The following is a 21,565-nucleotide window of genomic DNA, read 5'->3' as shown; positions in this document are numbered from 1 at the left end:
ATTTGGTGGAGCTGGCGGGAGTTGAACCCGCGTCCGAAATTTCTACATCCTCGGTACTACATGCTTAGTTTGTCTTTACATTCGCACGCCAGCTGCGAACAAACACGCCACTAACGTACTAGCCTGATTAGTTTTAACGCTTCAACCCCAGGCAGGGCTTCCACGCGATCTCTTTTGGGTTTGACCTCTCTTGAATCCCCGTCTTAAGAGCGGAAGCTAGGGAGAGAGGGCTCAGAGCAGGTTATTAAGCTGCTAAAGCGTAGTTTTCGTCGTTTGCGACTATTTTTTTGCGGCTTTTTACGAGGCAAACCGCCCCTCGGCATGCACCTTGGGTTTCGCAAATCCCGTCGAATCCAGAATCAGCCCCAATAGTGTTGAACTGAGTATACCAGATTTTAGATCCTGGATACCAGCCCGGAACGCTAACTTATTGAATAGTACAATAAGTGCGCAGAATCAACGTCCTGCGTTTTTCATAATACGTGCTTTGTCGAGCTGCCATTCGCGCTCTTTCAGATCGGTACGTTTGTCGTGCTGTTTTTTACCCTTCGCGACGCCAACTTTCACTTTGCACCAGGCATTTTTCCAGTACAGCGACAGGGCAACCACGGTGAAGCCTTCACGGTTAATGCGCCCATAAAGGGACTCCAGTTCGCGCTTGTTCAACAGCAGCTTACGGGTACGCGTTGGGTCACACACGTAGTGTGACGAGGCGACGGTCAGCGGCGTGAAGTTGGCACCGAACAGGAAGGCTTCGCCATCTTTCAGGATCACATAGCTATCACCGATGTTGGCTTTCCCGGCGCGCAGCGATTTTACTTCCCAGCCCTGCAATGCAAGGCCAGCTTCGAATTCTTCTTCAATAAAATACTCGTGGCGAGCACGCTTGTTGAGCGCAATGGTCGCCGAGCCTGGTTTATGTGCTTTTTTCTTCGTCATAAGTATCGTAAAGCCATCGGTAATCTGATTTCAAAAAGTCACCTCATTGCGTCCTGTGAGGTCTAACGCGCTATATTAGCACGAGATGAGGCTTAGCGTTTTTTTAACAGGTGATAAATGTTATTATTTGTCGGTTGTGTGACCATGGGAAATGCTATGCCTCAGATTAGCCGTACTGCGCTTGTTCCATACAGCGCGGAACAAATGTATCAGTTAGTGAACGACGTTCAGTCTTATCCAGAATTTATTCCGGGATGTACCGGGAGCCGAGTGCTGGAGTCTGGCCCGACGCAGATGACGGCGGCGGTCGATGTCTCCAAAGCGGGGATCAGCAAGACGTTCACCACCCGCAATACGCTGACGAGCAATCAGAGTATTTTGATGCATCTGGTAGATGGTCCGTTTAAAACCCTGATGGGTGGCTGGAAGTTTACCCCCCTCAGCGCTGATGCCTGTCGCATCGAGTTCCAGCTGGACTTTGAGTTTACCAATAAACTGATTGAGCTGGCGTTTGGCCGCATCTTTAAAGAGCTGGCCTCGAATATGGTTCAGGCTTTCACGACCCGCGCCAAAGAGGTTTACAGTGTCGCATAAGATAGCTGTCGAGGTGGTGTATGCGCTGCCGGAGAAGCAATATCTGCAGCGTGTGATGCTGGAAGAAGGTGCGACCGTTGAGGCGGCTATTCGCGCTTCTGGCATCCTTGAGCTTCGTCGTGACATCGATCTGGCGAAAAATAAAGTCGGCATTTACAGCCGTCCGGTCAAACTGGCTGATGTGGTGAATGAGGGTGACAGGGTCGAAATTTATCGCCCGCTGATTGCCGACCCGAAAGAGCTGCGTCGCCAGCGTGCGGAGAAATCGGGTAAGTAGTTCGCTCCTCACCTTAAGCCTGTTCTCAAAGGGGCGAGGGTGATGAAGGAAGACAAAAAAGGTGCTCATTGAGCACCTTTTTGCATCTCTGACACCTGATTATTTGGTCAGGGCAGGCTTGTTGTCGATGTTGGTCAACACACCGGCGCTGCTGAAGGTCAGCGTCAGGGTCTGCTGGGACGCGTCTTCATGGCCCGGCTGCTGACGGAATACATAGAACCAGGTGTTTGTGCCGAACGGATCGGACATCATTGGGGTTCCAAGTGCATAAGCGACCTGCTGTTGTGTCATCCCCACACGGATTTTGGACACATCGTTAGGGGTAAGGTAGTTCCCCTGGTTGATGTCAGGACGGTAAACCACTTTCTCCAGAGTGGAACAGCCTGCGGTCAACATCAGAAGAACCGCTGCGGCAGCGGTCAGCATTTTACAACGCATAGTGATTTGATTCCTTTTCGGGCCCGAGCAGAACGCGGCTCATATGTTATATGCCGATGATAATAGACCTTGCCCCACTTTGAAACCGGTCTGGCGGCGTTTTTGTTGTTCTCTATGACCCTGAGATCCCGAAAAAGTTTATGCCGCCAGCAGTTCTTTCGCGTTCGCGAGCGTATTTCGCGTGACTTCACTGCCGCCCAGCAGGCGTGCCAGCTCCTGCAGACGTGCGCGTTTATCCAGTGGCTTCATATGCGTTTCTGTCATTTCACCGTCAGTTTCTTTGCTGACGATAAAGTGATGATGACCACACCCGGCCACCTGCGGCAGGTGGGTAACACACATGACCTGCGTTGATTCACCCAACTGGCGCAACAGTTTGCCGACGACTGCCGCTGTTGGGCCGCTGATCCCCACATCCACTTCATCGAAAATTAGCGCCGGGGTTTCCATTTTACGTGCGGTAATCACCTGAATCGCCAGCGCGATACGCGACAGTTCACCGCCGGAAGCCACTTTAGAGATGGGCTGCAACGGCTGCCCCGGGTTGGTGGTGACGCGGAATTCGATACGGTCCGCACCTTCCGCCGTCAGATGGTTCTCTTCGAAACGGACATCGATGGTGAATACGCCGTGCGGCATCGCCAGCGTGTGCATGCTGTCGGTGATGTGCTGGCTCAGTTCCTGGGCGTAATGTTGACGGATCTCATGCAGCTGTTTCGCCGTCGTCAGCGCCTGTTCATGGTGCAGGTTCACCGCCAGTGACAAGGTTTCCAGCGAGTCAGCCTGATCGTCAAGCTGCTGTTGTTCATCAAGCAGGGACTGATAGTAGCCAGGCAGCTCTTCTGGCGTAACGTGGTGCTTACGCGCCAGCGAGATCTGACGGGAGATGCGTTGCTCCAGTTCAAACAGACGGTTCGGGTCGAGATCCAGACGTTCACAGTAGTGGCGCAGTTCGTCACTGGCTTCTGAAATCTGAATCGCGGCCTCTTCCAGCATATCCAGTACGCCAGAGAGTTTGCTGTCCATGCCGGCCAGCTCGGTGATGAGCTGACGAACATTATACAGCTGGCTCTGCAGGTTCACGTCTTCACCGTCAGCCAGCATGTTAAGGGCATTCTGGCTGGTTGAGAGCAGGTGACCGCTGTTGGCCAGGCGCTTGTACTCTTCGTCGATAAGCTCAAATTCACCCGCCTGCGGGCTAAATTCGTTGAGTTCTTTAAGCTGGTATTCCAGAAGCTCAGCGCGGGCGGCACGCTCCTGGCTTTGCTGCTGGTGCTGGGCAAGCTCACGACAGCTTTGATGCCACTGGCGATAGTGCTCCGCCATGCGCTGAGTAAGTGCGTACTCACCGGCATAGCCATCAAGCAGCGCTTTCTGCTGCTCCGGTTTAATGAGTTGCTGGTGCGCGTGCTGGCCGTGGATCTGAATGAGTAACTGGCCGAGTTCGCGAAGCTGGGAAAGCGGGACTGCAGTGCCGTTGATAAAGCCGCGGGAACGACCATCGCTGCTGATAACGCGACGAAGTAAACACTCACGTCCGTCTTCCAGCTGGTTCTCTTCGAGCCAGCGCAGGGCGGCAGGGGTATCTTTCAGGGAGAAGCGAGCGCAGAGATCGGCACGGTTTGCCCCCCTGCGCACCATGTCACCTTCTGCACGGCCGCCGAGGCACAAGCCGAGGGCATCTATGGCAATGGATTTACCCGCACCGGTTTCCCCGGTGATCGCCGTCATGCCGCTGTGGAAATCGATCTCAAGCTCACGAACTATGGCAAAGTTGCTGATGGTCAGTTGTGCCAGCATAATTGTTTTCCTGTATGAAAAACCATAACTGTGTTTTCATACAGTATAAACTGGTTTTATATACAGTAAAGTACTGGATGCAAAATCAGAACAATTTTTTTGACCAGCCAAGCTTCGAGCTTAATGTATTGAAATAACTGTAATCTTTCGGGTGAATAAGATTCAGGTGGTAATCACACCGACGAATGAGAACATCTTCACCTTCCTGAATAGGCAGCGCAATCTGGCTGTCACAGCTGATCTCCAGATCGTTACGGCGGTGCGAGAAACGCAGACGAATGGTGCTGCTGCTGTTGATCACCAGCGGACGCGCGGAGAGCGTGTGCGGGAACATCGGCACCAGAGTGATGGCATCCAGTGAAGGGGTGAGGATCGGGCCACCCGCAGAGAGCGAGTAGGCAGTCGACCCTGTCGGCGTGGAGATAATCAGCCCGTCAGAACGCTGCGAGAAGGCGAAGATTTCGTCGATATAGACTTCGAACTCAATCATGTGCGCCACTTTGCCGGGATGGAGCACTACTTCGTTAATCGCGGTGCTGATGCGCTTCTGGCAGTCCTGCTGACACACCTGCGCTTCCAGCAAAAAGCGTTTTTCGCTGATATAATGACCTTCCAGCACGTCGGCCAGCTGCTGCTGGGCGTTGTCCGGATCGAGGTCGGTCAGAAAGCCGAGATTGCCGCGGTTGATACCAATGACCTTGATGTCATAACGCGCGAGCGTTCGGGCCGCGCCGAGCATATTGCCGTCGCCACCGACCACCACGGCGAGATCCGCCTGCTGGCCAATTTCCGCCAGCGTGCCGGTTTTGACGCTCTTCAGCTGCAGCTCCTGGGCAATCTGCTGCTCGACCATCACTTCATAGCCTTTGCTACACAGCCAGCGATACAACATTTCATGTGTCGTCAATGCGGTAGGGTGACGCGGATGCCCGACGATCCCAATACACCTGAAATGATTATTCATTTTCTGGAGGTCCTTGTGCCTGATGAATGATGACAATCTGTCTTGTTCCCTTGAATCCCGGAAACTGATCCCCATAATAAGCGAAGTTAGCGATATGAATGCAGAAAAACGCGGAGAAATTCATGAGTAGTAAAGAACAGAAAACGCCTGAGGGGCAAGCCCCTGAAGAAATTATCACGGAACAGCACGATGATGTTGAGGCTGTAGAGCCGGACGCATCTGCTGAGCAGGTGGACCCGCGCGATGAAAAAATTGCGAATCTGGAAGCTCAGCTGGTAGAAGCACAGAATCGCGAACGCGACAGTGTTCTGCGCATCAAGGCGGAAATGGAAAACCTGCGCCGTCGTACCGAGCAGGACGTTGAGAAGGCGCATAAATTTGCGCTGGAGAAATTTATCAACGAACTGCTGCCGGTGATTGATAGCCTGGATCGCGCACTGGAAGTGGCTGATAAAGCTAACCCGGACAACACCGCGATGATCGAAGGTATCGAACTGACGCTGAAATCCATGCTGGATGTGGTACGTAAGTTTGGCGTGGAAGTGGTTGGCGATACCAACGTTCCGCTGGATCCAAACGTGCACCAGGCGATTGCGATGGTGGAATCAGAAGACGTTGAAGCCGGTAAAGTGCTTGGCGTGATGCAGAAAGGTTATACCCTGAACGGTCGTACCATTCGTGCTGCAATGGTTACCGTGGCGAAAGCGAAAGCGTAATTTGCCATCTGTAGTGCCGGGTGGCGGCTTGCGCCGTACCCGGCCTACTCTCTACTCAGCAATACTTTCCCGAATCGGTTTTACCGGCAGGACTTTCACCTGCTTAATCATATTGTCCTGCACGTCCAGGATATCAATATCGTATTGCTCAATGCGCACCCGCGTGCCCGCCGCCGGGATCTCTTCCAGTGCTTCCAGAATCATCCCGTTTATGGTGCGTGCTTCATCTTCCGGTAAATGCCAGTTAAAGGCTTTATTGAGCTCGCGAATGTTCGCGCTACCGTCGATCAGCACCGAGCCGTCGTTTTGCGGGGTGACTTCTTCCGCAAGGGAAGGGGACATTGAGGTGGTAAAGTCGCCAACAATCTCTTCCAGAATATCTTCAACCGTCACCAGCCCCTGAATATCCCCGTACTCATTGACCACCAGGCCGACCTTCTTCTTGTTACGCTGGAACTTCACCAGCTGGGTGCTGAGCGGCGTTCCTTCCGGCACGTAATAAATTTCGTCGGCGGCGCGGAGCATCACCTCTTTGGTGAACTCTTTTTTCTCGGTCATCAGACGATAAGCTTCGCGCACGCGCAGCATGCTGATGGCATCGTCCAGAGAGTCGCGGTACAGCACGATGCGCCCGTGCGGGGAGTGGGTCAGCTGGCGGACGATGGCTTTCCAGTCGTCATTGATATCAATGCCGACGATCTCGTTACGCGGCACCATGATGTCGTTAACGCTGACCTTTTCCAGATCCAGTACCGACAGCAGCATGTCCTGATTACGCCGGGAGATCTGCGAGCGTGATTCATGCACGATGGTGCGCAGCTCTTCTTTGCTGAGCGCGCTGCTGATGGTGACGTCTGCTTTGATACCGATCATCCGCATCAGGACACGCGTCACCATGTTCAGTAACCAGACCAGCGGCATCATCAGGATCAGCAGCGGTGCCAGCAGGAAGCTGCTGGGGTAGGCCACTTTTTCCGGGTAGAGCGCGGCGATGGTTTTAGGCAGCACTTCTGCAAACACCAGCACCACAAACGTCAGTACACCGGTGGCAATGGCGACGCCGGCGTTGCCGTACAGGCGCATCCCGACGATGGTACCGAGTGCAGAGGCAAGAATGTTGACGAGGTTGTTACCGATAAGCACCAGACTGATCAGACGATCCGGTTGACGCAGCAGTTTTTCGACGCGACGGGCGGCACGGTTACCCTGTTTAGCACGATGACGTAACCGGTAGCGGTTTAAGGTCATCATGCCGGTTTCCGAGCCGGAGAAATAGGCGGAGATGACCACCATGACGATCAGGGTAATGATCAGCGTGGTGGTAGAGATGTGTTCCAGGGGGAACTCCTTTGTTACTTAGCCAGCAAATTGCTGTATGAAGCGGCTGCCAAAATAGGCAAGGGTGAGAATGCCCGCGCCCGCGACGTTGAACCAGACCACGCGACGACCGCGCCAGCCTTCATGATAATGGCCCCATAACAGGACAATATAGACAAACCACGCGATGATGGAGAGGACCGCTTTATCGATATTCTCTACGCTGAACAGGTTCTTCATATAAAACAAGCCCGTGCACAGCGTTAACGTCAGCAGCACGACACCAACCTGCGTGATGTGGAACATCTTACGCTCAATCACCATCAGCGGCGGCATCTCATGGTTAAAGGCCAGCTTTTTGTTTTTCAGCTGGTAGTCAATCCAGGCGAGCTGCATGGCATAGAGCGCGGCGATAATGAGCGTTGCATAAGCGAAGAGTGACAGGCCGATATGCACCAGCATTCCCGGCGTCGCTTCCAGATGCGTAATAAACTCATTGGGCATAAACGTGGCCAGGGCCAGGTTGATCAGCGCGAAGGCATACACAATCGGCAGTAGCAGCCAGCCACGGTTTTTAGAGGCGACAATGGTCATCACCGTACAGATCATCAGGCTGACCAGCGAGCCGACGTTGAGCACGCTCAGGTTCTGTACGCTGCCATCGCCGGGGATAATGCGCGATTCCAGCGCGAACGCATGGCTTATCAGTGCGATCACCGCCGAAAGAATAGCCATGCGTCGCCAGCCGCTGTTTTTTTGCAGCAGTCCAGGAATGATCAGCGCGAGGCTGACAGAGTAGGCAACAAGGGCGATCAGTGCGAAAACAGGCATATAGGCATCGACAGTTGTCTTAATAAGAAAGAGAAGCAGTATAACGTTACGTGACGCCTGCTCCAACCGTTGCATAACAACAAAGCCGCCTTCATGTTATACTCCGGCAAAATTCTGTGTATGTGTCGCTGCCAGCGACCCAACGTTTCTACTCAGGCGAGAGACAATGTTTGATAATTTAACCGATCGTTTGTCGCGCACGCTGCGCAACATCAGCGGCCGCGGACGCCTTACCGAAGACAACATCAAGGAAACGCTGCGCGAAGTGCGCATGGCGCTGCTGGAAGCAGACGTCGCGTTGCCGGTTGTTCGTGATTTTATCAACCGCGTTAAAGAGAAGGCGGTTGGTCATGAAGTTAACAAGAGCCTGACCCCGGGTCAGGAATTCGTCAAAATCGTCCGTAACGAACTGGTTTCGGCGATGGGCGAAGAGAACCAGGTGCTTAACCTGGCGGCACAGCCGCCGGCCGTCGTGCTGATGGCGGGCCTGCAGGGTGCGGGTAAAACCACCAGCGTGGGTAAGCTGGGTAAATTCCTGCGTGAAAAGCACAAGAAAAAAGTGCTGGTCGTTTCTGCGGACGTCTATCGCCCGGCGGCGATTAAACAGCTGGAAACCCTGGCGCAGCAGGTCAGCGTGGATTTCTTCCCGTCTGACGTTGCCCAGAAGCCTGTCGACATCGTTAACGCGGCGCTGAAAGAGGCGAAGCTGAAATTCTACGACGTGCTGCTGGTGGATACCGCCGGTCGTCTGCACGTTGACGAAGCGATGATGGATGAGATCAAACAGGTGCATGCCGCTATCAATCCGGTAGAGACCCTGTTTGTTGTTGACGCCATGACCGGTCAGGATGCGGCGAACACCGCGAAAGCGTTTAACGAAGCGCTGCCGTTAACCGGCGTAGTGCTGACCAAAGTGGACGGTGACGCCCGCGGCGGTGCGGCGCTTTCGATTCGTCATATCACCGGCAAGCCGATTAAATTCCTCGGCGTGGGTGAGAAAACCGAAGCGCTGGAGCCGTTCCACCCGGACCGTATCGCCTCCCGTATCCTCGGCATGGGTGACGTGCTGTCGCTTATCGAAGATATCGAGAGCAAGGTTGACCGCGCCCAGGCTGAGAAGCTGGCCAGCAAGCTGAAAAAAGGCGACGGCTTTGACCTGACCGATTTCCTTGAGCAGCTGCGTCAGATGAAAAACATGGGCGGCATGGCAAGCCTGATGGGCAAACTGCCGGGCATGGGCCAGATCCCTGACAACGTAAAAGCGCAGATGGATGACAAGGTGCTGGTGCGTATGGAGGCGATCATCAACTCGATGACCCTCAAGGAACGTGCTAACCCGGACATCATCAAAGGGTCCCGCAAACGCCGTATCGCAGCTGGTTGCGGCATGCAGGTGCAGGACGTAAACCGCCTTCTGAAACAGTTCGACGACATGCAGCGCATGATGAAGAAAATGAAGAAAGGCGGCATGGCGAAGATGATGCGTGGCATGAAGGGCATGATGCCGCCAGGATTCCCTGGCCGTTAATCGCCTGGCTGCTGGCTATTTTGATGCCAGGGTGTGCCCGAAAAGCACACCCTGGCCGTGTTTTGCAGCAGAGTTTTAACTGCTGATTGCATTTTCCCCAGAAATCAGTAAAATTTTCGGGCTTTTAATATGACACCCGGGCTCCGTTCCTCGATGGGGCCCGGTTGTTTTATTCACACAAGAGGATGTTATGGTAACTATTCGTTTAGCACGTCACGGCGCTAAAAAGCGTCCGTTCTACCAGGTTGTTGTTACTGACAGCCGTAATGCACGCAACGGTCGCTTCATTGAGCGCGTTGGTTTCTTCAACCCGATCGCTTCTGGTTCTGAAGAAGAAACCCGTCTGGATCTGGATCGTATCGCTCACTGGGTTGGCCAGGGCGCTACTGTTTCCGATCGCGTTGCTACGCTGATCAAAGCAGCAAACAAAGCAGCTTAATCTGTCACGGTGGTCATGATGAGCAATAAAGCACCTGTTGAACCGATTGTATTGGGCAAAATGGGTTCTTGCTACGGTATTCGTGGTTGGCTCAGAGTGTTTTCCTCCACTGAAGACGCTGATAGCATTTTTAATTACCAGCCCTGGTTTATCCAGAAAGCCGGTAAGTGGGAAGAGGTCGAGCTGGAAAGCTGGCGTCACCACAATCAGGACATCATCATCAAGCTGAAAGGCATTGACGATCGTGATGCCGCGAATGCACTGACTAATTGTGAAATTATCGTGGATTCGTCGCAGTTGCCGCAGCTGGAAGAGGGCGACTACTACTGGAAAGACCTTATGGGTTGCCAGGTGGTCACCACTGAAGGTTATAGCCTGGGGAAAGTCATCGACATGATGGAAACCGGGTCAAATGACGTTCTCGTCATTAGGGCAAACCTGAAAGATGCATTTGGCATCAAGGAGCGGTTGGTTCCGTTCCTCGATGGACAGGTTATCAAGAAAGTCGATCTCGCTACTCAAACGATTGAAGTAGATTGGGATCCTGGTTTTTAAATTCTCCGGATAAACGGTAAAAGACGGCGCTATGTGGATTGGCATAATTAGCCTGTTTCCTGAAATGTTCCGCGCGATTACCGATTACGGGGTAACTGGCCGGGCAGTAAAGAATGGCCTGCTGAACATCCAGAGCTGGAGTCCTCGTGACTTTACGCATGACCGGCACCGTACCGTGGACGATCGTCCTTACGGCGGCGGACCGGGGATGTTAATGATGGTGCAACCCTTACGGGACGCCATTCACACAGCAAAAGCCGCGGCAGGTGAAGGCGCGAAGGTGATTTATCTGTCACCTCAGGGACGCAAGCTTGATCAAGCGGGCGTCAGCGAACTGGCGACGAATCAAAAATTGATTCTGGTCTGTGGTCGCTACGAAGGGATAGATGAGCGCGTAATTCAAACCGAGATTGACGAAGAATGGTCTATCGGCGATTACGTACTCAGCGGTGGTGAGTTACCAGCGATGGCGCTGATTGACTCCGTTGCCCGGTTCATTCCGGGTGTACTGGGCCATGAAGCTTCGGCAACGGAAGATTCCTTTGCTGATGGGTTGCTGGACTGTCCACACTATACTCGTCCTGAAGTGTTAGAAGGGATGGAAGTACCGGCGGTGTTACTGTCAGGAAACCATGCTGAGATACGTCGCTGGCGTTTGAAGCAGTCGCTGGGCCGAACCTGGCTTAGAAGACCTGAACTTCTGGAAAACCTGGCTCTGACTGAAGAGCAAGCAAAGTTGCTGGCCGAGTTCAAAAAAGAACACGCGCGACAGCAGCATGAACATGATGGGAATGCGTAATACGCTCCCGAATATCAGTTTACCCAGGATAAGAGATTAAATTATGAGCAACATTATTAAGCAACTTGAACAAGAGCAGATGAAGCAGGACGTACCTTCCTTCCGTCCAGGTGACACCGTGGAAGTGAAAGTATGGGTTGTTGAAGGTTCCAAAAAACGTCTGCAGGCATTCGAGGGCGTGGTTATCGCTATTCGTAACCGCGGTCTGCACTCTGCATTCACTGTTCGTAAAATTTCCAACGGCGAAGGCGTTGAGCGTGTCTTCCAGACTCACTCTCCGGTAGTTGACAGCATTGCTGTTAAACGTCGTGGTGCTGTACGTAAAGCTAAACTGTACTACCTGCGTGAGCGTACTGGTAAGTCTGCTCGTATTAAAGAGCGTCTGAACTAAGATTCGCTTAAGCGACATCCTGTTAAAAAGGGCTGGCCGAAAGGCTGGCCCTTTTTTATTCCATCGCACCTCTCGCATTAACCCTTTCGTCATAAATCATTTACAATGCTGGCCTCTTAACGGGAGGGAAAGTGGATAACGTACTGCATCGGCATAACTGGAAACGCGCAGCGGCTTTGACCGCGCTGTTTGCGATCCTGCTGATCGTGGTTGCGCCGCTTATCTCCATCTCGCTGCAAAAAGATCCCATGAGCGCCATGCCGGGAATGCATCATGACATGAGCATGATGTCGATGGATGAGCACCATGGCGATATGCCGCACTCGATGCCCGTCGACCATGCGGAAGCGTGTGGCTACTGTGTACTCTTAGCGCATGTGCCGGGCGTGATGCTGGCGCTGATTGTACTGCTCAGTGTCGTACTGCAAAGGAGCCGCGTTACACCGCCGCAACCGCCGGTCAGCCACTGGCACTTTTTCCCCTGGCTCTTTCCTGATACCCGCGCGCCGCCGCGGCAGTCTGCTTTTTCCCTTTAAAAAAAATCGATAACTTTTTGCCTTAAAAAGGAAAAGTATGACTACCTGCACTCCGCGCGCGGCATGGGGAAACCTGCTGCGTCGACTCCATTTCTATGTCGGGCTGTTTGTTGGCCCGTTTATCTTCTTCGCCGCGCTGACCGGTACGCTGTATGTGGCGACGCCGCAGCTGGAAAACACGCTCTACCGGCACGCGTTGCACACGGATTCGGTGGGAGAGGCACGGCCTCTGGCCGAGCAGATTGCCGTGGCGGAAAAAACCGTGGGTTCAGATCTGCGCCTGCATGCCGTTCGTCCGGGGCTGGTTGACGGTGATACTACCCGCGTGATGTTCGCTGACCCGGCGCTTGGCCCGTCGGAGAACCGCGCTATCTTTGTGGATCCCGTGAGCCTTGAGGTGCGGGGCGATATGACGGTGTACGGCACGAGTGGCATTCTGCCGTTGCGCCAGACCATCGATTATCTGCACACCTCGTTGATGCTTGGCGATGTCGGGCGTCTGTATAGCGAGCTGGCCGCCTCCTGGATGTGGGTTGCCGCGCTGGGTGGAATCGCCCTGTGGTTTTACACCCGACCAAAACGTCGGATGAACAACCGTTTCCAGAACCGCCGTCGTGTGCATGTGGCACTGGGCTGGGTGTTGCTGGGGGGAATGTTATTGTTCTCAGCGACAGGCCTGACGTGGTCTCAGTGGGCGGGCGGTAACGTGGATACACTGCGTGCCCGGATGAACTGGCTTACGCCGCAGGTCAATACTACGCTCTCCGGTGTGCCTGCCATCATGGACGAGCACGCTGAGCACCGGGGCCATCATAGCGGGATGATGATGCCCGCGATGGTGATGGATCCGACGCTTTTTGATGACGTCCTGCATGCCGCCCGCACGGCGGGTATAGATGCCAGCAAGCTCGAAATCCGCCTGGCGAAAACGGCTGAACAGGCCTGGACCGTGACGGAAATCGATCGAAGCTGGCCGACTCAGGTCGACGCGGTGGCGGTCGATCCGCACTCCCTGCACATTCTGGACAGAACCCGGTTTGAAGATTTCCCCTTAATGGCAAAACTGACCCGCTGGGGCGTGGATTTCCACATGGGGATCTTGTTTGGGCTGGCCAATCAGCTGTTGCTGATCGCGTTCGGTATTGCCCTGTGCGTGCTGATCGTCTGGGGATACCGGATGTGGTGGATGCGTCGTCCGGCGCAATCGGTCGTGAACCCGGTTCAGACGCTCTGTCAGAGCTGGCTGGCGCTATCGGGATGGGGAAGAGCCGTCACGGCGATGGTGAGTGTCCTGCTGGGGCTGGCGATGCCGGTGATGGGTGTGAGTCTGGCCCTGTTTGTGCTGGTCGACTGGCTGCGCTGGCGAGCGGCAACAGGCGTGTCGCTCGCAGAATCATCGGTTAAATAACCTTATGGCGTGCTGATAACCACCGCAACCCGGCGGTTTTCAGCGCGCCCTTTTGCAGTACTGTTGCTCGCAACAGGGTATTTTTTGCCTAACCCCTGCGTGGTGAGGTTGCTGCGCGGTATATTGGCTCCCTTCGCCCAGGCGTCGGCTACCGCATTTGCACGTTTCAATGACAGCGCTTCGTTGTAGCGCTCTTCGCCGTAGTTGTCCGTGTGACCGTCCATACGCGCGTGGTTCAGGCCGGTTGCCGCGAGGCGAGAGGCCATGGTCTTGATCTGCGTTTCACTTTCCGCACGCAGCCTGGCGTCATTTTTATCAAACAGGATGGTATCTGACAGGCCAAGAGACCAGTCGCCGTTCAGTTCGTTAAAACCGTAAGACTTCATCGCCGCAATCTGCTCAGGAGTGAACTTGCCTTGCGGCGGTGACTGGCAACCTGCCAGCACGACTGAGGCTAATAACAACGGCGCGAAGTATCGCTTTAACATATCGTTTCCCTTCTAATTTATCGTTTTTGTACGCTGGTTTTTAACCAGGTACATATTGCGGTCGGCTTTCTCCAGTAATGCTTCCACAGAACCATTTTCCCACGCCAGAGCAAAGCCAATACTGAGTGACATTGATGCTTTTTGCCCGTTATGCAATTCGAACGGGCGGATAAACTGCTGCGATAAGGCAGCACAAAGATGTTGAACCTCAGGCTCTGAATGGACGCCGTACAGCACCATGGCAAACTCGTCGCCGCCAAGGCGGTATGACTGATGGCGCTTATCACCGAACTCGACCATTCTTCTGGCGACTTCAATCAGCACACAGTCTCCTGCCGCGTGTCCCCAGGTGTCATTAATAAACTTAAAATTATCACCGTCGAGGAAGAGCAGGGCCGAGTTTGTTTTTACTGAGGGGTCATTCATTAATGCCGCGATGCTGTTACGAAACGCCGCACGGTTGGCAAGACCTGTCAGCGGGTCGTGCATGGCGGTGCGTAATAGCTGGGCGTTTTTCGCCTGCAGTTTAAGCTGCCACTCCTCCATTTCATCCAGAAGGCTGTTGAAGTCCTCGCCAAACTGGTGAAATTCTTCAATGCGCCCGTCTTTCACCCGTCGGGAGAAGTTACGGTTAGTGCGTACGTCATGAACGACGTCAGTAATGTTTTGCAGCGCTGTAACCATGCCGTGATGCAAGGATTGTGTAATGGTCAGTGCGACCACCGTCGCAAACAGAATACAGCCGGTGAGAACGGCAAACGACATCCAGATGAAGTGGCTTATCAGGCTGTCACGCGCGGTAAGGCGTATTTCGCCAATCGTTGAGCCGTTATGGAATACGGGCTGGGAAATCGGCTCGGGGAAAAGCCAGCGGCTGACCAGTGCGCCCAGAGTGTCGTTGTTATCCGCCGGGTTCCACGACCAGTACGCAAAGCGTTTTTTGTGCACGTTGAGGACTTCAGCCACGGCAAACTGGCCCTGTTTGCCAAGGGCGGCAAGCGTTTCATTGGCTGCCACTGAATCGTTGAACACCAGGGAGGCTTCAAGGCTGTGGCTCATGGTGGCGCCGGTTAATTCGAGATTCTTTTGTGCGTATTGCTTTAATGTCACGACGGAGGCAAAACAGAGGAGCAGCCATATTAATGTCATCGTGATGATGACGCTTATCATGCTGATTCGTCTGAGTGTTCTTTTAAACGTCGGACGTGGCGCTGAAGTGAAATCTTTATCCATGCTGCTTATTCCGTGCGAGCATTAATACATCCGGATTGACTCTCACGCCACTGCGAGTCAGCGCATCCAGATTGACGGAAAACCGGACATGGTTGCGATCAATTATCAGGCAAAAGGCGCTGCCAATAATACATTCCGGATTTTGCTCTGAGATTAATAGCAATGCTCTGCCCTGATACTGACTTATTAATTCACGTTGTTTTACGGGGGATTCCGCCCCGAAATAAATAGCATCACACGTCGCGGACAGGGCTTCCTGATCGTTACGCACAATAACGGGGGTATAAGGTAATTCGCTTTGCCCGTCCTTGCTGGTGAGTGCATGCGTGTAGTGAGAAGAAGCATAAACACAGAGTTTTGGCTGGCCGGAAAGTGACGGCCATCGGGTGTAGCTCACAATACCTGAAACGATCGAACGTACCGATTTATCGGTTTCGGTGAACGTGCCTGCCGCCGCTGCGCCCACCATAAGGAACAGCATTAGCACCAGAGTGAGTCGGAAAAAAGAGATCAAGAATAAATTTCTCACCAGAATCCGCCACTTCGCTCCGGAAATAGATGTCCTTAAGAGTTGTGGGCAGAATACCATTGTTTACCAAAGCCGTCATTATGTCAGAATTTTCCCTGCCTCGACCTAAGCTAAATCCTACACTTTGTTATATTCCGGTGAATAAAAAGAGGCTTAATTAAGTCTGCTGGAGCGCATGCTTTCATCCATGCCTTTTTGCCATGACTCGTGCAGTTTTGCTGCATTTTCAGCAGTATCGCAGCTGGCAGGAAAAGATTTGCCCGCTAATCCCCAGGCGTGGAGAAAACCTTCTTCACACACTTTCTTCTGTCCGTCTGCATATCCCCGGAGATATTCACTACGATCAACTTGTGGATCATTAAAATTATCGGCCAGCGTCTGGTTATCTTTAACCGGCAGACCATTCATGGCGTCTTCTTTACCTGCATCAAACCAGCTGGGGCTGGTCCAGTCCGGGTGGAAGGTATAAGGATTGATTTGGCAACCCGATAAAATGAGCGACAACAGCACCAGAGCAATTGAACGCATAGCCATTCTCCTTTTTTCTTCAGCATAGCCTGGTAACGGAAAGAAGGGGTGTAATTTAAAGTTTACGGATATGGCGGCTGATTTTTGCAATAAATTGGCATTCGTAAATAAAAGTGTACGTATTTTGGATTGAAATCTTTACTTGTTATGGTATCGTTGTTTCACCTCTTCGAGGAAAAACAACTATCGCAAACGAGCTTTACAGGATCGCAATCATGCAAAAAGACGCGCTGAACAACGTACATATCACTGACGAACAGATTTTGATTACTCCGGATCAACTGAAAGCGGAATTCCCGCTGAGCGTCGCGCAGGAGGCTCAAATTGAGCACTCGCGTCAGACCATTTCAGACATTATCGCTGGCCGCGATCCGCGCCTGCTGGTGGTATGTGGTCCTTGTTCTATTCACGATCCTGAAGCCGCCATTGAGTACGCTCGTCGATTTAAAACATTAGCGGAGGAGGTCAGCGATAGCCTCTATCTGGTAATGCGCGTCTATTTTGAGAAGCCACGTACCACCGTTGGCTGGAAAGGGTTGATTAACGATCCTCACATGGATGGCTCGTTTGATGTGGAAGCAGGGCTGAAAATTGCGCGTCGCCTGCTGGTGGAGCTGGTCAGCATGGGGCTGCCGCTGGCCACTGAAGCGCTGGATCCGAACAGCCCGCAGTACCTGGGCGACCTGTTTAGCTGGTCTGCCATTGGGGCACGCACCACAGAATCACAAACCCACCGCGAGATGGCGTCTGGCCTGTCGATGCCGGTTGGTTTTAAAAACGGTACCGATGGCAGCCTGGCCACTGCAATTAACGCCATGCGTGCCGCGGCAATGCCGCACCGTTTTGTTGGCATTAACCAGGCGGGGCAGGTTTGCCTCCTGCAAACGCAGGGTAACCCGGATGGTCACGTGATCCTGCGCGGTGGTAAAGCACCGAACTACAGCCCGGCAGATGTGGCACAGTGTGAAAAAGAGATGGAGCAGGCGGGACTGCGCCCGGCACTGATGGTAGATTGCAGTCATGGTAATTCGAATAAAGATTACCGTCGTCAGCCTGCGGTTGCGGAATCTGTGGTGGCACAGATAAAAGACGGCAACCGTTCTATTATCGGTCTGATGATTGAGAGCAATATTCATGAAGGCAATCAGTCATCTGAACAACCGCGCAGCGCAATGAAGCACGGCGTATCCGTCACGGATGCCTGCATCAGCTGGGAAACCACCGACGCGCTGCTGCGTGAGATCCATAAAGATGTAAGCGGCCAGCTGGCGACGCGTCTGGCTTAAGAGGGTAGTTATGGTTGCTGAATTGACCGCGTTACGCGATCAAATTGATGAAGTGGATAAGGCGTTGCTGGACCTGCTGGCGCGCCGTATGGCTCTGGTTGCCGAAGTGGGTGAGGTAAAAAGCAAATACGGCCTGCCGATTTACGTCCCGGAGCGTGAGGCATCCATGCTGGCCTCGCGGCGCAAAGAGGCCCAGGCGCTGGGCGTCTCGCCGGATCTGATTGAGGATGTCTTGCGTCGCGTAATGCGGGAATCCTATTCCAGCGAAAACGATAAGGGCTTCAAAACCCTCTGTCCGTCCCTGCGCCCGGTGGTTATTGTGGGTGGTGCGGGCCAGATGGGGCGTCTGTTTGAAAAAATGCTGACGCTTTCTGGTTATCAGGTTCGCATTCTGGAAAAAGAGGACTGGGAACACGCGCCAGCGCTGATGGCCGATGCGGGGATGGTTATCGTCAGCGTGCCTATCCACGTGACGGAGCAGATCATCGGCAAGCTTCCACCGTTGCCGAAAGATTGCATCCTGGTTGACCTTGCATCGGTCAAAAATGGCCCCCTGCAGGCGATGCTGGCGGCGCATACTGGCCCGGTGCTTGGCCTGCACCCGATGTTTGGTCCGGACAGTGGCAGCCTGGCGAAGCAGGTTGTGGTGTACTGCGATGGTCGTCAGCCGGAGGCCTATCAGTGGTTCCTGGAACAGATTCAGGTATGGGGTGCCAGGTTGCACCGGATCAGCGCGGTAGAGCACGATCAGAACATGGCGTTCATTCAGGCGCTGCGCCACTTTGCGACCTTTGCCTACGGTTTGCATCTGGCGGAAGAGAATGTGCAGCTTGAACAGCTGCTGGCGCTCTCTTCACCGATCTATCGCCTGGAACTGGCGATGGTCGGGCGTTTGTTCGCTCAGGATCCACAGCTTTACGCCGACATTATTATGTCCTCTGAGAACAACCTGGCGCTTATCAAACGTTACTACCAGCGGTTTGGTGAAGCGATCACCTTACTGGAGCATGGCGATAAACAGGCGTTTATCGACAGCTTCCGTAAAGTCGAGCACTGGTTTGGCGATTATGCACAACGTTTTCAGAGTGAGAGCCGCACGCTTTTGCGTCAGGCAAATGACAGTCGCCAGTAATGCGATGATGTATATACTAAAAGCCAGCAATGCTGGCTTTTTTCATTTTGGGGAACTGTTATGGCCGAACCGCAGCCGCTGTTGAATTACACCGGGCATCTGCCCGAATGTCCGACGTGGAGTGCCGAAGAGCATGCGCTCTACTGGGCAGATATTCTGGAGGGGGAGATCCACCGTTATCATCTGCCCACCGCGGAACACACGGTACTCTCTTTCCATGAAGAAGTAGGCTGTTTCGCTCTGCGTGAGCGTGGCGGCTTTATCGTCGCGATGCGCAATGGCATCTGGCTTGCTGACAAGCACGGCCTGCTTCAGCGCAAGGTGTGTGATAACCCCTCTAACCCGCAACTGGCGCGTTTTAATGATGGAGGTACCGATCATCATGGACGGTTCTATGCGGGAACCTTCTGGGGGCCGGGGGATTACAACGGCGCCATGCTGATGCGTATCGATAATGACCTGACGCCGAAAGTGATCCAGTGTGATATTCACGGGCACAACGGTCTGGCATTCAGCCCGGACAAACAGTGGATGTTCACCTCTGACACGCCAAATGGCGTTATCTACCGCACGCCGCTTGATGAGCAAGGTGAGCCGGGGAAACGCGAGATATTCCGCCGCTTTAAAGAGGGGGAGGGCATACCCGACGGTGCTGCGATGGATGAAGAAGGCTGCTACTGGAGCGCAATGTTTGATGGCTGGCGTATCGCGCGCTTTTCACCGCAGGGGGAACAACTGGAAGAGCATCGCATGCCGGTTCGTTGTCCGACGATGGTCTGCTTTGGCGGCGAGGATATGAAAACCCTGTTTATCACGACCACGCGGGAAAATATGGATGCGGATGAAGTGGCGCAGTATCCGCTCTCCGGCGCCATCTTCACCCTGCCCGTTAGCGTGGCAGGGATGAAGAAAAGCCGCTTTATCGAACGTTAAGTGGGGTCAACCGGCACGACGTTTTCGCTCGGATAGCAGCCCAGCACTTTCATTGAGCGGGTGATTTCACCCAGTTCACGCAGGGCTTTCTGCATGGATGCAGATTCCAGGTTGGCCTGGATATCCAGATAAAACATCTCTTCCCACGGATTACCATGAATCGGGCGCGATTCCAGCTTCGTCATGATCAGGTTGTGGTTACGCAGTACCAGCAGGGCCTCAACCAGCGCACCCGCCTGCTGCCCGGTCGCCATCAGCAGCGTCGTTTTAGCCGGAACCTGCTCAGAGACATTGATGGCTTTACGGGCCAGTACCACGAAGCGGGTGATATTTTGCGTCTGGTTCGCCAGGTTGCGTTCCAGTACCTGCAGCCCATACAGCGCTCCGCCCGCCTCGCTGCCAAGCGCGGCCACCGTCGGGGAATTTGCCTGCATCACTTTTTCCATCGCCGCAGAAGTGCTTTCGGTGTACTCAATTTTCCAGTTCGGATAACGGTTGAGGAACTGACTGCACTGCTGGAACGGTTGTGGGTGACTGTACACCGTCTCGATTTGGCTCAGGTCGGTTGAGCCAGAGACCAGTACGCAGTGATCGATAGGGATGGTCATCTCGCCAACCAGCGACAGCGTAGTGTGCTGCAGAAGATCGTACACGTCGTTAATGGCGCCTGAGCTGGTGTTTTCAATCGGTACGACGGCGTAATCCGCCTGTCCGGTTTCGACCTGATTGAAAATATCAGCAAATTTTGCGCAGCCGCTTTCAATAAACTCTTCGAAATGACGCGCTGCGTACTGGCGTGCGGCAAGGTGAGAGTAAGAGCCTTTTGGGCCGAGGAAGGCGACACGTGCAGAGTGCGGGTTCGTTTTATTCAGATGCTGCTGGAGTAGCGCTTGCTGGGTCAGAACGGAGTCTTCGATGATGAGCTGGAACAAACGGGTGATGTAATGGGCGTCGAGGTGGTGCGCTTTGCCAAGCTGAATCAGGCGTTCCAGCAGGTCGCGTTCACGGTCAATATCACGCACCGGCCGATGGGAGTCCAGCTTGGCTTTTCCCACTTCGATGGCGAGTGTGCGACGTTCTGCCAGCAGGGCCAGTAATTTTTCGTCCAGTGCGCTGATTTTCACTCGCAGGTCCAGTAACGGGTTTTCCGGTGTCATAGTGTTGCCTGTCTCGTTTATCGTTATTAATAAAAAAGGCCTCCCGGTGTGGGAGGCCTTGTTGTTCGTCTTCGCATTCTTTATCACACGACGAAACGCCTCCCAATCAGGGGAAGGTAAAAAAGAATGCGAAGAAAAACGGTGTGTGTTTCATGAAATCATCCTGTCGTTGATACCGTTAAAGTACCCGTACTGTTTTCACGCTGTCAATAAAAAACGCGCCCGAAGGCGCGTTGGCGGTAAACTCAATTTAAAGGATTACTCTTCTTCAACTTCTTCCGCGAAGCTGGCGTCTTTCACCGACGTTGCGGCGCGACGGGCTTCACCTTTGTGTTGCACTTTATTGAGCTGCCGTTCCAGCTTGTTGATCAAATCGTTAATAGCGGTGTACATATCCTCATGTTTTGCGCTGGCGACCAGATGGCCGTTTGGAGTATTGATAGTTGCGTCAGCGATGAAACCTTGCGGCTCCTTGGACAGGATGATATGTGGGTTAATCAAATGTGTTTGCCATTTATCCAGTTTGGCGAGACGGTCTGCGACGTGTTGGCGGATTGCCGGAGTAATTTCCATTTGTTTACTGGTAATGTTCATTGTCATAAATTTTACCTCTTGTCTTTCCGTCTTGGTGATTCCAGCATACCTGTCCTAATGTCAAAATGTGTGATTTAGATCACGTTATTTTGTCGGTTTTTGTCAGGGAATGTTTTTTGTGAGGCAGGGCAGGAAGAGGTGATATTTACCTTG

The 21,565-nt window shown here is 53.4% G+C and carries 26 protein-coding genes, 1 other RNA gene and 1 other annotated feature; of the genes, 13 read left to right on the top strand and 14 right to left on the bottom strand.

Going from position 1 to position 21,565, the window contains the following annotated elements; genetic code table 11:
* Positions 1-3: 3 nt before the first annotated feature.
* Both ssrA and smpB read right to left on the bottom strand, forming a co-directional pair.
* Positions 4-367, bottom strand: a transfer-messenger RNA (tmRNA) gene (ssrA, locus tag JTA15_RS12285).
* Between the two features lie 89 nt (positions 368-456).
* Positions 457-939: an SsrA-binding protein SmpB gene (smpB, locus tag JTA15_RS12280; protein WP_008502505.1), complete on the bottom strand. Its 483-nt coding sequence runs from the start codon at positions 937-939 to the stop codon at positions 457-459.
* Between the two features lie 156 nt (positions 940-1,095).
* Here smpB and JTA15_RS12275 point away from each other — a divergent pair, with 156 nt between their 5' ends.
* Entirely contained in the window at positions 1,096-1,533 is a 438-nt protein-coding gene (locus JTA15_RS12275; RefSeq protein ID WP_024908332.1) for a type II toxin-antitoxin system RatA family toxin, read from the top strand.
* A complete protein-coding gene (locus tag JTA15_RS12270) occupies positions 1,523-1,810 on the top strand; it encodes an RnfH family protein (RefSeq protein WP_032680464.1) in 288 nt (95 codons plus the stop codon). The genes JTA15_RS12275 and JTA15_RS12270 overlap by 11 nt, the downstream gene beginning before the upstream one ends.
* A 99-nt stretch (positions 1,811-1,909) precedes the next feature.
* Here JTA15_RS12270 and bamE read toward each other — a convergent pair whose 3' ends face one another.
* From bamE to nadK, 3 genes are all read right to left on the bottom strand, one after another.
* Positions 1,910-2,248 carry an outer membrane protein assembly factor BamE gene (gene bamE / locus JTA15_RS12265; RefSeq protein WP_014171256.1) on the bottom strand — a complete coding sequence of 113 codons (339 nt, stop codon included), beginning with the start codon at positions 2,246-2,248 and terminating at the stop codon, positions 1,910-1,912.
* Positions 2,249-2,386: 138 nt separating this feature from the next.
* Positions 2,387-4,048 (bottom strand): DNA repair protein RecN, encoded by a 1,662-nt coding sequence (gene recN, locus JTA15_RS12260; RefSeq protein ID WP_020883908.1) that lies wholly within the window; start codon positions 4,046-4,048, stop codon positions 2,387-2,389.
* A gap of 85 nt (positions 4,049-4,133) precedes the next feature.
* Positions 4,134-5,012 carry an NAD(+) kinase gene (gene nadK, locus JTA15_RS12255; protein WP_020883909.1) on the bottom strand — a complete coding sequence of 293 codons (879 nt, stop codon included), beginning with the start codon at positions 5,010-5,012 and terminating at the stop codon, positions 4,134-4,136.
* Positions 5,013-5,134: 122 nt separating this feature from the next.
* Here nadK and grpE point away from each other — a divergent pair, with 122 nt between their 5' ends.
* Positions 5,135-5,728 carry a nucleotide exchange factor GrpE gene (grpE, locus tag JTA15_RS12250; protein ID WP_020883911.1) on the top strand — a complete coding sequence of 198 codons (594 nt, stop codon included), beginning with the start codon at positions 5,135-5,137 and terminating at the stop codon, positions 5,726-5,728.
* A 51-nt stretch (positions 5,729-5,779) separates the two neighbouring features.
* Here the strand turns inward: grpE and JTA15_RS12245 are convergent, their stop codons facing one another.
* Both JTA15_RS12245 and JTA15_RS12240 read right to left on the bottom strand, forming a co-directional pair.
* A complete protein-coding gene (locus tag JTA15_RS12245; protein WP_032670206.1) occupies positions 5,780-7,066 on the bottom strand; it encodes an HlyC/CorC family transporter in 1,287 nt (428 codons plus the stop codon).
* A gap of 18 nt (positions 7,067-7,084) precedes the next feature.
* Complete coding sequence (locus JTA15_RS12240; protein ID WP_003863130.1) at positions 7,085-7,876, bottom strand: inner membrane protein YpjD; 792 nt, start codon at positions 7,874-7,876, stop codon at positions 7,085-7,087.
* Between the two features lie 166 nt (positions 7,877-8,042).
* On the opposite strand from JTA15_RS12240, the gene ffh reads away from it, so the two are divergent.
* The 7 genes from ffh to JTA15_RS12205 all read left to right on the top strand — a co-directional run bounded on the left by ffh (position 8,043) and on the right by JTA15_RS12205 (position 13,532).
* Positions 8,043-9,404, top strand: coding sequence for a signal recognition particle protein (ffh, locus tag JTA15_RS12235; RefSeq protein ID WP_014171250.1), 1,362 nt, complete (start codon positions 8,043-8,045; stop codon positions 9,402-9,404).
* Between the two features lie 190 nt (positions 9,405-9,594).
* Positions 9,595-9,843 (top strand): 30S ribosomal protein S16, encoded by a 249-nt coding sequence (gene rpsP, locus JTA15_RS12230; protein WP_014171249.1) that lies wholly within the window; start codon positions 9,595-9,597, stop codon positions 9,841-9,843.
* 15 nt (positions 9,844-9,858) lie between these two features.
* Positions 9,859-10,398, top strand: a complete 540-nt coding sequence (gene rimM / locus JTA15_RS12225; RefSeq protein WP_032670210.1) for a ribosome maturation factor RimM — start codon at positions 9,859-9,861, stop codon at positions 10,396-10,398.
* Between the two features lie 31 nt (positions 10,399-10,429).
* A complete protein-coding gene (trmD, locus tag JTA15_RS12220) occupies positions 10,430-11,197 on the top strand; it encodes a tRNA (guanosine(37)-N1)-methyltransferase TrmD (protein WP_219372343.1) in 768 nt (255 codons plus the stop codon).
* A gap of 43 nt (positions 11,198-11,240) precedes the next feature.
* Positions 11,241-11,588 (top strand): 50S ribosomal protein L19, encoded by a 348-nt coding sequence (rplS, locus tag JTA15_RS12215; RefSeq protein ID WP_002914145.1) that lies wholly within the window; start codon positions 11,241-11,243, stop codon positions 11,586-11,588.
* A gap of 131 nt (positions 11,589-11,719) precedes the next feature.
* Positions 11,720-12,124, top strand: a complete 405-nt coding sequence (locus JTA15_RS12210; RefSeq protein ID WP_025203431.1) for a DUF2946 domain-containing protein — start codon at positions 11,720-11,722, stop codon at positions 12,122-12,124.
* Positions 12,125-12,161: 37 nt separating this feature from the next.
* Positions 12,162-13,532, top strand: coding sequence for a PepSY domain-containing protein (locus tag JTA15_RS12205; protein ID WP_219372342.1), 1,371 nt, complete (start codon positions 12,162-12,164; stop codon positions 13,530-13,532).
* A gap of 2 nt (positions 13,533-13,534) precedes the next feature.
* On the opposite strand, the gene JTA15_RS12200 is transcribed toward JTA15_RS12205, so the two are convergent.
* The 4 genes from JTA15_RS12200 to JTA15_RS12185 all read right to left on the bottom strand — a co-directional run bounded on the left by JTA15_RS12200 (position 13,535) and on the right by JTA15_RS12185 (position 16,310).
* Complete coding sequence (locus JTA15_RS12200) at positions 13,535-14,020, bottom strand: OmpA family protein (RefSeq protein WP_014171244.1); 486 nt, start codon at positions 14,018-14,020, stop codon at positions 13,535-13,537.
* Positions 14,021-14,032: 12 nt separating this feature from the next.
* A complete protein-coding gene (gene dgcN / locus JTA15_RS12195; RefSeq protein ID WP_219372341.1) occupies positions 14,033-15,253 on the bottom strand; it encodes a diguanylate cyclase DgcN in 1,221 nt (406 codons plus the stop codon).
* The gene (locus JTA15_RS12190) at positions 15,246-15,734 is read right to left on the bottom strand and encodes a YfiR family protein (RefSeq protein ID WP_020883918.1); all 489 of its coding nucleotides are present in this window, start codon (positions 15,732-15,734) and stop codon (positions 15,246-15,248) included. Before JTA15_RS12190 ends, dgcN begins: the two co-directional genes overlap by 8 nt.
* Before the next feature lie 201 nt (positions 15,735-15,935).
* Entirely contained in the window at positions 15,936-16,310 is a 375-nt protein-coding gene (locus JTA15_RS12185) for a DUF2799 domain-containing protein (RefSeq protein WP_032680468.1), read from the bottom strand.
* Positions 16,311-16,525: 215 nt separating this feature from the next.
* On the opposite strand from JTA15_RS12185, the gene aroF reads away from it, so the two are divergent.
* The 3 genes from aroF to JTA15_RS12170 are packed head-to-tail and all read left to right on the top strand — an operon-like array spanning position 16,526 to position 19,661.
* Positions 16,526-17,596, top strand: a complete 1,071-nt coding sequence (gene aroF, locus JTA15_RS12180; protein WP_032680469.1) for a 3-deoxy-7-phosphoheptulonate synthase AroF — start codon at positions 16,526-16,528, stop codon at positions 17,594-17,596.
* Positions 17,597-17,606: 10 nt separating this feature from the next.
* Positions 17,607-18,728 carry a bifunctional chorismate mutase/prephenate dehydrogenase gene (gene tyrA, locus JTA15_RS12175; RefSeq protein WP_014171239.1) on the top strand — a complete coding sequence of 374 codons (1,122 nt, stop codon included), beginning with the start codon at positions 17,607-17,609 and terminating at the stop codon, positions 18,726-18,728.
* 60 nt (positions 18,729-18,788) lie between these two features.
* A complete protein-coding gene (locus JTA15_RS12170; RefSeq protein WP_014171237.1) occupies positions 18,789-19,661 on the top strand; it encodes an SMP-30/gluconolactonase/LRE family protein in 873 nt (290 codons plus the stop codon).
* On the opposite strand, the gene pheA is transcribed toward JTA15_RS12170, so the two are convergent.
* The 3 genes from pheA to raiA all read right to left on the bottom strand — a co-directional run bounded on the left by pheA (position 19,658) and on the right by raiA (position 21,418).
* Complete coding sequence (pheA, locus tag JTA15_RS12165; protein WP_219372340.1) at positions 19,658-20,818, bottom strand: bifunctional chorismate mutase/prephenate dehydratase; 1,161 nt, start codon at positions 20,816-20,818, stop codon at positions 19,658-19,660. The two genes, JTA15_RS12170 and pheA, sit on opposite strands and share 4 nt — an antisense overlap.
* A gap of 29 nt (positions 20,819-20,847) precedes the next feature.
* Positions 20,848-20,973: a sequence feature (Phe leader region), on the bottom strand.
* Positions 20,925-20,972: a pheA operon leader peptide PheL gene (gene pheL / locus JTA15_RS12160; protein ID WP_001386991.1), complete on the bottom strand. Its 48-nt coding sequence runs from the start codon at positions 20,970-20,972 to the stop codon at positions 20,925-20,927. It overlaps the preceding feature by 48 nt.
* A gap of 103 nt (positions 20,974-21,076) precedes the next feature.
* Positions 21,077-21,418, bottom strand: a complete 342-nt coding sequence (gene raiA / locus JTA15_RS12155) for a ribosome-associated translation inhibitor RaiA (protein ID WP_003863162.1) — start codon at positions 21,416-21,418, stop codon at positions 21,077-21,079.
* Positions 21,419-21,565: the final 147 nt, after the last annotated feature.

It is taken from the genome of Enterobacter sp. BIDMC 29, from assembly GCF_019378755.1.
Taxonomy (GTDB): Bacteria; Pseudomonadota; Gammaproteobacteria; order Enterobacterales; family Enterobacteriaceae; genus Enterobacter; species Enterobacter ludwigii.
Note: the sequence above shows the minus strand (reverse complement) of the source record. Positions and strands in the feature narration are given on the sequence as shown.